Consider the following 9,702-nt stretch of genomic DNA (forward strand, 5'->3'; position numbering starts at 1 on the left):
ACCCCATGGCCCGGGCGCTCTCTGTACGAAAACGCCCGGAGCCCACGGACCGGCCGCCCACGGACCGGCCGCCTATGAGCAGCTGATCACCGAATCCGCCCAGTCGGCCAGATTCGCCAGCCCCAGACTGGGCCCGCCGCCGTGCCGCCCCTCGGGATCGACCACCAGCCGGATCGTCTTGTACCCGGTGATCCCGACGTGCACGGGCACGGCCGCGTCGCCGCCGCGTACGACACCCGACTGCCACAGCCGGGTGTCGTCGCCGTACACCGAGAAGCTGGCCGCGCCGAAGCGCCCGGTCAGGCCGTCGATCCCGGCCCGCGCGTCATAGGTGACGCATGCCTGGTTCAGGTCGATGGTCAGCGACGACGGCGCGTGGACGGTGATGCCGTGCTCGTACCGCGTACCGCCGATCGTCAGGCCCCAGCGGTTCCACCACCAGCTCGTGACCGACGGCCGGATCGTCGGCCCGGAGGTGTCGCCGAAACCGCTGATGCCCAGCGAATTGACCTTGTACGCGGTCGGCGCGGGCGGCGGAGGGGTCGGTGTCGGCGTCGGGGTCGGGGTCGGCGTGGGGGTCGTCGGGGCCGGCTCGGGCGGCGGAGGGACCACCGGCTTCGGCTTCGGCGCGGGCTTGGGACTCGGCTTCGCCGGGGTCGGCTTCGGCTTCGGCGGCGGAATCGTCTTCTCGACCGGCTGGACGGGCGGCGGAGGGACGACCGGCTTCGGCTTCGGCGCGGGTTTCGGCGCGGGCGGCGGGGGAGTGGTCACCACCGCGACCGGCGGCGGCTTGGGCTGGGCCTTCGGCGGCGCCTTCTCGTGGCCCCCGGTGAGGGCCAGCGCGAACGCCGCCGCCGCGGCGGCGACCACCACGGCCGCGGCGATGCCGACCTTGGCGGGCGCGCCGAGCCCTTCGGACGCGGCGCCTCCCGCGGCCGCGCCGCCCGCGCTCGACGTCGTACCCGACCCGGCAGCGGCGGCGGCCACGCCTCCGGCCCCCGCCGCGCCGACCGCTCCGCCGACCGCGACGATCCCGGCGGTCTTGGCGGCGTAGACGGCGGCGAACCAGCCGATGTACGCGACCGGCAGCAGCCCCTTGAGCGCCGAGTTGAGGTCGGCCAGCTCCAGCGAGGCGGCCGTGCACCGCTCGCACTCCTTCAGGTGCCTGCTCAACTCGCGGTCCGCGCGCATCCGCAGGCCCCCGCGCGCGTGCGCCCCGAGCCGGTCGGCGTACCGCGCGCACTCGCCCTCGGCGGTCAGCGTGGAGCTGACGTGCGCCTGGAGATACGCCTGGCGCAGGCCCTCGCGGGCCCGGTGGGCCAGGACGGCCGTGGCGTTGGGCGTGAGGCCGAGCAGCGGCGCGATGGCGGACGGCGACTCGTCCTCGACTGCGGTGTGCCACAGCACGGTCTGCCAGCGCTCGGGGAGGGTACGGAACGCCTGGATGGCCAGCGTCTGCTCGGCCTCCTGCATGGCCCGTACGTCCGCGCCGAGTTCGTTGGTGTCCTCGGTGGCCGTCGAGCCCGCCGCGGAGACGGCGAAGACGGCGAAGTCCTCGACCAGGTGCTCGCGCTTGGCGGTGTTGCCCCAGGACGCGGCGACCCGGCGCACCGTGGTGAGCAGATACGCGCGGACCGCCGATTCGGGGCCGCTGCCGCCGCGGATCGCCTGGAGCGTACGGGCGAAGACCTCGCCGGTCAGATCCTCCGCGGTGTGCGCGTCCCGGCAGCAGGTGCGTGCGTAGCGGCGAACCGATTCGGCATGCCGCCGGTACAGCTCCTCGTACGCGCTGTCCTGGCCGCCGCGCACCCGTGCCACCAACTCGGCGTCGGACAGCGCGGATTCGAGGGCGTCGGCCTCGGCGGAGGCGGTGTGCGCGGGATGGCCCTGGACGGAGAGCAGGTCGTCGTCGGCCGGCGCCTCGGTGGCCGGTGCCTTGGTGCCCGATGTCCCGGCGGACGGCGGCGCGGCGGGGGCGGGTACGCGGCCGGACTCCGGGTCGGCGGTACGGCCCGGCTCGCGGTCCGTGCCCCAGTCGGTCTCACGCGCGCCGTCGCCGGTCCCCTCGCGGGCTTCCTCGCGGACGTCGTCGCGTGCGGCCGGGTCGCGCTGCCCCGGCACCCTGCGCGAGGGCAGCCCGTCGCCGGTCTCCGGGCCCGCGGCGGGAGCGCCGGACTCGCCGTTTGCCTCTTCCACGGGGCAAGCGTGGCACAGGAGGGCGGGCCGGGGTCACGGGATACCGGGGAACCACTCATCCGTGGAGAGATCGTTCACGATTCCTCTACGTTCACCCGATCGGTGGAGCGCGTGACGCCGACCCGAGCGGCGCCGGGTCGCGCGACGTCCCGCCGCGTGACTCCGAGCGCCCGGTGCCGAGCCGTTTATATCGAGCCGCGTCCTTAAGCCGAGCCGTGTTGCTCGGCTGATCCGAGTCGCCGAGCCCGGCGCTGTCGTAGCGCCCCGGCCCCGCGGGGTGAGCCGCGCCGCGTTACGCCGGCTCCTGACCGTCCGTCACGCCCTCGCCCCGCGCCGCCGCGCCCCCTGACGGGGTGTCGGCCGCCCGCTCGCCGGGCCGCGAGCGCAGCCCGTCCAGCAGGATGTCCAACAGCCGCGCCGAGGCCGCCGCCTGCTGCTCGGGGTCGGGCAGCGAAGGCGCCGAGGTGGCGATGACCAGCAGGACGTCGGCCACCGACACGTCGAGGCGCAACTCGCCCGCCTCGCGCGCCCGGTCCACGAGCCGTCCGACGACGTCGAGCAGTGCCCGTATGCCGTCCTGGTCGCTGCTCCGGTCGGCGCCGCCGTCGCTTCCGCCGATGTCGTCACGGCCCGCGTGGTCCGCGACCTCACCGGCCGTACCCGTACCCGTACCCGTGACCGTGCCCGCAACCGGACCCGTGCCCGCTGACGTCGGCGCCGCGACGCTCCCGGCCGCCGTCGCGAACGGATTGCGCTGCTGCGGCACCCGGTTCGGCTCGACGCCCAGCGGCGACGTACCGCCGTGCTCCGTACCGGCGCCCGTCGACGGGCTCTGCACCCGCAGCACCTGCGGCGGCAGCAGCCGCCCGGCGCCCGAGGCGACCGAGGTGCGCAGGAAGCGCGCCAGCGCCGACCACGCCTCGTTCTCCTGGCCGAGCGCCGTACGCGCCTGCTCGGTCAGCCGCGCCGTCTCCTCCTCGGCGATCCGCCTGACCAGCACGTCCTTGCTCGGGAAACGGCGGTAGACCGTACCCACGCCGACCCGCGCGCGGCGGGCGACGTCCTCCATCGGAGCCCCGTACCCCGACTCGCCGAAGACTTCACGCGCGGCCCGCAGTACGTGTTCCAGATTGCGCTGCGCGTCGACGCGCAGCGGTGCCGGACGGTTTCCGCCGACGGCGCCGTCCGAACCGGCCGCGGCCGTCGTCCACTGAGAGTCCTGAATGTGCATATACGTATCCCCCGGAAAATTCGCGTCTCCCCCCGGAGACTCCCCGCTCATGGGCGATCATCAGTACGCGTCCCCCGCAGTACTACGAGATACGAACATAGTTGAGCCCACGTCAAGAAAGAAGGGGGTTGTGATCCGACCGGCGCGCGCCCCCGATCGGAGCAACGGGCACCGTGCACTTCCGCGCGGCCTTTGCCCGGTGATGGGTGCACCGCTGACCTGCTGCGTCGCCGAACCCGTCGAAGAAACCGGGGAATCATCACGTCCGCGCTGTGGACAAACGGCTATGGTCCATTGCGTCATGGAGCAATGACGGAGTCGGCAGCGAGGAACAGAGCAGGCATCCCGCGCATTCTCGTGGTGGGTGGTGGCTATGTCGGGATGTACACCGCGCTGCGGTTGCAGCGGAAGCTCAAGCGCGACGAGGCCGAAGTCGTCGTCGTCGAACCGCAGCCGTACATGACGTACCAGCCCTTCCTGCCCGAGGCCGCCGCCGGATCCATCTCCCCTCGCCATGTCGTCGTACCGCTGCGGCGGGTGCTCGGCAAGTGCCGGATCGTGGTGGGCGAGGCGCGCGGCATCGATCACGCCAAGCGCGTCGCGAGCATCGCCACCCCGGTCACCGACGAGGAGGGCGGCGACCTGCTGGAGCTGGCGTACGACCAGCTCGTGATCGCGCCGGGCTCGGTCTCCCGCACCCTCCCGGTCCCCGGACTCGCCGAGCACGGCATCGGTTTCAAGACCGTCGAGGAGGCGATCGGGCTGCGCAACCACGTGCTGGAACAGCTCGACATCGCCTCCTCCACCCGTGACGTCGACGTCCGCGAGGCCGCGCTGACCTTCGTCTTCGTCGGCGGCGGATACGCGGGCGTCGAAGCGCTCGGCGAGCTGGAGAACATGGCGCGTTACGCCGTGCGGTACTACCACAACATCCGCCCCGAGGACATGAGATGGGTCCTGGTCGAGGCGACCGGCCGGATCCTGCCCGAGGTCGGCGAGGAGATGGGCAAGTACGCGATCCGCGAGCTGCGCGGGCGCAACGTCGACATCCGGCTGGAGACGCGGCTGGAGTCGTGCGAGAACCGGATCGCCGTACTGTCCGACGGCGAACGGCTGCCCACCAGGACGGTGGTCTGGACGGCGGGCGTCAAACCGCACCCGGTGCTGGCCGCGACGGACCTGCCGCTCACCGACCGCGGACGGCTGCGCGCCGAGGCCACCTTGCGGATCGCCGGTTCGGAGACGGCGTGGGCGGCGGGCGACGCGGCGGCCGTGCCCGACCTGACGGCGCGGGAGCCCGGCACCGACTGCGCCCCCAACGCCCAGCACGCCCTGCGGCAGGCCCGCGTCCTGGCCGACAACGTCCTGGCGACCCTGCGCGGCCGGCCGCTGACCGAATACCGCCACAAGTACGCGGGCTCGGTCGCCTCGCTCGGGCTGCACGAGGGTGTCGCCTTCATCTACGGGCGCAAACTCAAGGGTTACCCGGCCTGGTTCATGCACCGCGCCTACCACCTCAGCCGCGTCCCCACCTTCAACCGCAAGGCCCGTGTCCTGGCGGAATGGCTGCTCGCGGGGCTCTTCAAGCGCGAGATCGTCTCGCTCGGCTCACTGGAACACCCGCGCGCCGAATTCGAACTGGCCGCCGGATCGCACCGCGATCCCGACGCCCCCTGACCCGCCCCGGACGCCGCGCGATTCCCCCCGGGGGCGCCGGTCGGCCACACTGGTGGTGTGACCACGCGTGCGCCAGCACCTGCAAAGAGTGACAAATACGAGGAATCGGACGTTTGAACCTTACGCGTTGGAGCGCCCGGCTCCCCGGAACACAGCGACGCAGTGCCGTACCCGCGGCGCGCGCCAAAGTCGGCGACCCCGTGCGCGCCGACGCGGCCGACCCCGCGACGGCACCGCAGGACGCGGGCAGCGGCATCGCCCCTGACGCCGACCCCGAAGGCACCCGCCAGGCCCCCGGCCCACCGGCCGGTCGGGCCACGGGTCCCGTCCCCGCCGCCGGCGCCGTCACCGACGAACCGTCAGTCACCGGCGTCCTCAGCCGCCTTCCGGCCCTCATCGCCGTCACACACGGCCCCGCCCATCGCGTGGACTTCGTCAACGACGCCTACACGGAGGTCTTCGGCGCCCGCACCACCGGCGCCCCGGCCCGCGACGCGCTGCCCGAACTCGACGAGCTCGGCCTGCTCCCGCTCATGGACCAGGTCCACCGCAGCGGCAAACCACGCACCGTCAAGGCCCGCAAGGTGGTCGGCGGCGACGACCGCTCACCCGCAAAGCCCGGCTACTTCACCTTCACCTGCACCCCCGTCAGGGCGGGCGACCCCGACCCCGAGCGCCGCGGCGTCCTGGTCTTCGCCGCCGACGTCACCGACCAGGTGCACTCCGCCGAGCGCCTGCGCGAGAGCGAACGCCGCCTCCACGAGACCGCCGTCACCCTCCAGCGCAGCCTCCTCCCGCAGGAGCTCGAACAGCCCGACGACCTCCGCGTCGCCGCCACCTACCAGCCCGGCGGCACCGACGCGGCCGTCGGCGGCGACTGGTACGACGTGATCACCCTCGGCGCGGGCCGCACCGCCCTGGTCATCGGCGACGTGATGGGCCGGGGCGTCCGTGCCGCGGCCGTCATGGGCCAGCTCCGTACCGCCGTACGCGCCTACGCCCGGCTCGACCTGCCGCCGCACGAGGTCATCCAGCTCCTGGACGGCCTCGCCTCGGAGATCGACGCCACCCAGATCGCCACCTGCGTCTACGCCGTGCACGACCCCAGCGAGGGCCGCCTGTCGTACGCCACCGCGGGACACCTGCCGATCCTGATCCGCGACCCGGACGGCACCGTCCGCCGCGCCGACGAACCCACCGGACCGCCGCTCGGCACCGGCGGCTGGATCCACACCTCGGGCTCGGTCGCCCTCGGCCCCGGCTGCACCGCCGTCCTGTACACCGACGGCCTGATCGAGCGGCGTGGCGAGGACATCGATGTCGGTGTGGACGCCCTGATGTCGGCCCTGTCCGGCGCCACCGGCGCGCCCCAGGTGATCTGCGACCGCCTGATGCGCGCCCTCGGCGTCACCTCGGAACACGACGACGACGTGGCCGTCCTCGTCCTCCAGTACCCGGACCACACCGGCAGTGAGGCCGAGCTCTTCCGCAACGCCTCGCTCGAACTCCTCGGCGGCGTCGAGGCCGCACCCCGCGCCCGCGCCTTCGCCTCCGGGGTGCTTGCCTCCTGGCGCTTCCCCGTCGAACTGCGCGACCTCGGCGTCCTCGCGGCCAGCGAACTCGTCGCCAACTCCCTCAAGCACGGCACCCCGCCCATGCGGCTGCGGCTGCGCCGCACCGACCGGCGGCTGATCATCGAGGTCACCGACGGCGACGACCACCTGCCGCGCCGCCGCCGCGCGGAACCCGGCGACGAGGCCGGGCGCGGCATCTCGATCATCGCCACCGTCGCCTCGTCCTGGGGCTCCCGCCGCACCCCGGGCGGCGGCAAGGCCGTCTGGTGCGAATTCGCCCTGCCGGGCTGAGGGTGCCCGCGGGGTGAGGCGGGCGGGGTGACGGTGTCCCCGCCGCTGGGCTGGAACCGGGGCCGTTGGGGGTCCGGGTCCGTTGGGGTCCGAGTCCGTTCGGGTCCGGGGCCGACCGCCTGGCCGAGGGCCGGGAAGGCCCTCGGGCCGGAGGGGCGGGGGCGGCGACTACCGGGAGACGGTCGTGGCCGGTTCCGGTCGCGCTTCGGCCGTGGCGCCGACGGGCGCGGCCGGTATTCGGGCGGCCGGGTCGGCTGCCGCGGTCACCCGCGAGTCCAGGTCTAGGTCTAGGTCTAGGTCCTTGGCTTGAGCCGAGTCCACGACCACGTCCACGGTCGTGTCCGTGTCCGTCCCGGCAGGGAGCCGCGGCGCGGAACGGGCGACCACGCGGGCCGCCGCCAGATGCGGACTGTCCTGCAAGAGCGTGAGGTGCCGCCCCATCCGCAGCGCGGTCACCGAGATCGCCAGCGAGCAGAGCACCAGCATCACGATGTACGCCCCGTACGCGCCCGCACCCGCCATCAGGCCGCCGACGGCGGGACCGAGGGCGAGGGCCAACTGCTTGACCAGGGCGAACGCCGAGTTGTACTGACCGACCATCCGCGCGGGCGCCAGATCGGCGACCAGCGGAGCCACGGTCGGCGCCAGCATCGCCTCGCCGAGCCCGAACAGCGCGTACGTCGAGATGATCGCCGCGACCGCCATCGCGTGACTGCCGTGCACCAGCCCGGACGCCCCGGCCACCAGCCAGGCGACCGTCCAGACCAGACCGACCGCCGCGATGACCCGGCTGCGCCTGCGCTGCTCGACCAGCCGCAGCACCACGAACTGCGCCAGCACGATCACGGCGGTGTTGGCCGCGAGCGCCACGCCCAGCGTGGTCGGCGAAATCCGGGTGACCTCGACGGCGAACGCCGAGAGCCCCGACTCGAACTGCCCGTAGCAGGCGAAGAACATCACGAAGCCCAGCACGGACACCATGACCATCGCCCGGTCCCCGAGCAGCAGCCGCCAGCCGCCGGAGGCAGCGCCGTCGGACCGCACCGCCCCGTCGACCTGCGGCGCGTGCGGCATGCGCACGGTCGCTATGACCGCGCCGAGCACCAGGAACATCGCCGCCTCGATGGCGAAGAGCCGGATGAACGACGCCGGATGCGCGGTGTCGACCAGCAGACCGCCGAGCAGACCGCCGAGGCCGAGCCCCAGGTTGTTGAGGAAGAACTGCGTGGCGAAGGCGCGCGACCGCGTCGCGGTCGTCGAGCACCACACGATCATCGTCGCCAGCGAGGGCTGCACCACCGCTATACCGGCACCGAGCGCACCGGCCGCCGCGATGACCACCGGCTCACTGCCGGACAGCCCGAGCCCCAGTGACCCTGCGGCGGCCAGCACCGTACCGACCACCGCGACCGGCACCGGTCCGCGCTGATCGATGACCCGACCGGTGAAGGGCAGCACGAAGAGCGCCGCCACGGCGAACGTCGCGAGCACCACACCTGCGGTACCCGCGCCCAGCCCCCGCACCTGCGAGACGTAAATAAAGGTGAACGGGACCGTGAAGCCGTTCCCGAACGCGCTCAGCGCTGTCCCCACCTGGATCCGGCGCAGCGCCGCGCCCATCGCCGTTGTCACACTCACCCCACTTGACCATTGAGTCTTCGCCTTGAAGACTTCAGCACTAAAGTTCGAAGCTAAAGAGTACATCGCGAAGGGCTTTAGCGCAAAGGGTTCCGTGCCATACTCGAAGGATGACCGCAGCCGCAGGTTCACCGGGGGCGCCGCAGGAGCTGGACCTCGACGCCCAGATCGCCGCCTACCAGCGCGAATTCCCTGAGGTCGACCCCCAGGTGGAGAAGGTCGTCACCGCCCTGGGCCGCCTCAACCGCCGGATGAACGTGGCGTACGGCCGCCAGCTCGTCGACCTCGGCATCAGCAGCGCCGAGTGGGAAGTCCTCAAAGCACTCGTCGTCGTCGGCAAGCCCTACCGTCTCGGCCCCGGCGACCTCGCCAAGCGCCTCGGCCTCACCCCGGCCGCCATGACCCACCGGATCGACCGCATGGTCGCCGAGGGCTTGGTCACCCGCGAGCGCGACGAGGCCAACCGCGTCCGCGTCATCGTCGAACTGACCGACGAGGGCCGTGACAAGTGGCTCCAGACCATGCGCCTGGCCGCCGTCTTCGAGGACGAGCTCCTCCAGGACCTCACGACGGTGGAACGCGCCGCCCTCGGCGAGATCCTCACCCGCCTTCTGCGCCGCGTCGAGTACAGCCAGCCGGACGCCGGCGGCCGGCTCGAAGACCTGGACTGACTGTGTGATCGGGACCACCTTGCCCCGAGTTGACATGGGTGGTCCTCGTCCGTAGTGTTCTCCGAGTTGTCCGACGTGAGCGCCGACTCCGGTCGGTCCCCGGACAGCCATTCCGCAGGAACCTTTCGACCATGACCGACAGCCTTGTGTTGTCGCGTTGTCGTCGTGCGTTTGTGTGTTTCCGCGGAATGCAGGCGGTGTTTCGTTCGACCGGGCCGATTTGGCCGGGCGGTACGGGATCAGCTAATGTCTCACTCGTCGGAACGGCCGAACAGCCGGAAAGACAAGCCCCGCTGACTGGGGGTCAGGCACTGGAAAGCGTCTGATAGAGTCGGAGACACGACGAAGGGAAAGCCCGGAGGGCCGGTGAAACGGTCTGAAGGAAGCTTCCGTTCCTTGAGAACTCAACAGCGTGCCAAAAGTC

General features: G+C 72.4%; 6 protein-coding genes. 3 read left to right on the forward strand and 3 right to left on the reverse strand.

Annotation, left to right across the window (positions count from 1 at the left end; all coding sequences use genetic code 11):
• Positions 1 to 72 precede the first annotated feature (72 nt).
• Entirely contained in the window at positions 73 to 2,196 is a 2,124-nt protein-coding gene (locus ACZ4EF_RS27640) for a sigma-70 family RNA polymerase sigma factor (RefSeq protein WP_467506763.1), read from the reverse strand.
• A 292-nt stretch (positions 2,197 to 2,488) separates the two neighbouring features.
• Complete coding sequence (locus ACZ4EF_RS27645) at positions 2,489 to 3,427, reverse strand: TetR/AcrR family transcriptional regulator (protein WP_467506765.1); 939 nt, start codon at positions 3,425 to 3,427, stop codon at positions 2,489 to 2,491.
• A gap of 309 nt (positions 3,428 to 3,736) precedes the next feature.
• Here ACZ4EF_RS27645 and ACZ4EF_RS27650 point away from each other — a divergent pair, with 309 nt between their 5' ends.
• Together ACZ4EF_RS27650 and ACZ4EF_RS27655 are read left to right on the forward strand one after the other, a co-directional pair.
• Positions 3,737 to 5,104, forward strand: coding sequence for an NAD(P)/FAD-dependent oxidoreductase (locus ACZ4EF_RS27650; RefSeq protein WP_355346094.1), 1,368 nt, complete (start codon positions 3,737 to 3,739; stop codon positions 5,102 to 5,104).
• A 113-nt stretch (positions 5,105 to 5,217) separates the two neighbouring features.
• Positions 5,218 to 6,969: an ATP-binding SpoIIE family protein phosphatase gene (locus ACZ4EF_RS27655; protein ID WP_391158190.1), complete on the forward strand. Its 1,752-nt coding sequence runs from the start codon at positions 5,218 to 5,220 to the stop codon at positions 6,967 to 6,969.
• Between the two features lie 168 nt (positions 6,970 to 7,137).
• Here ACZ4EF_RS27655 and ACZ4EF_RS27660 read toward each other — a convergent pair whose 3' ends face one another.
• Positions 7,138 to 8,601, reverse strand: a complete 1,464-nt coding sequence (locus tag ACZ4EF_RS27660; protein WP_467506773.1) for an MFS transporter — start codon at positions 8,599 to 8,601, stop codon at positions 7,138 to 7,140.
• 116 nt (positions 8,602 to 8,717) lie between these two features.
• Between ACZ4EF_RS27660 and ACZ4EF_RS27665 the strand changes: the two genes are divergently transcribed.
• Complete coding sequence (locus ACZ4EF_RS27665) at positions 8,718 to 9,278, forward strand: MarR family winged helix-turn-helix transcriptional regulator (protein ID WP_355346088.1); 561 nt, start codon at positions 8,718 to 8,720, stop codon at positions 9,276 to 9,278.
• The last annotated feature ends 424 nt before the right edge of the window (positions 9,279 to 9,702 follow it).

The sequence above is a fragment of the Streptomyces sp. NPDC025721 genome (assembly GCF_055558595.1).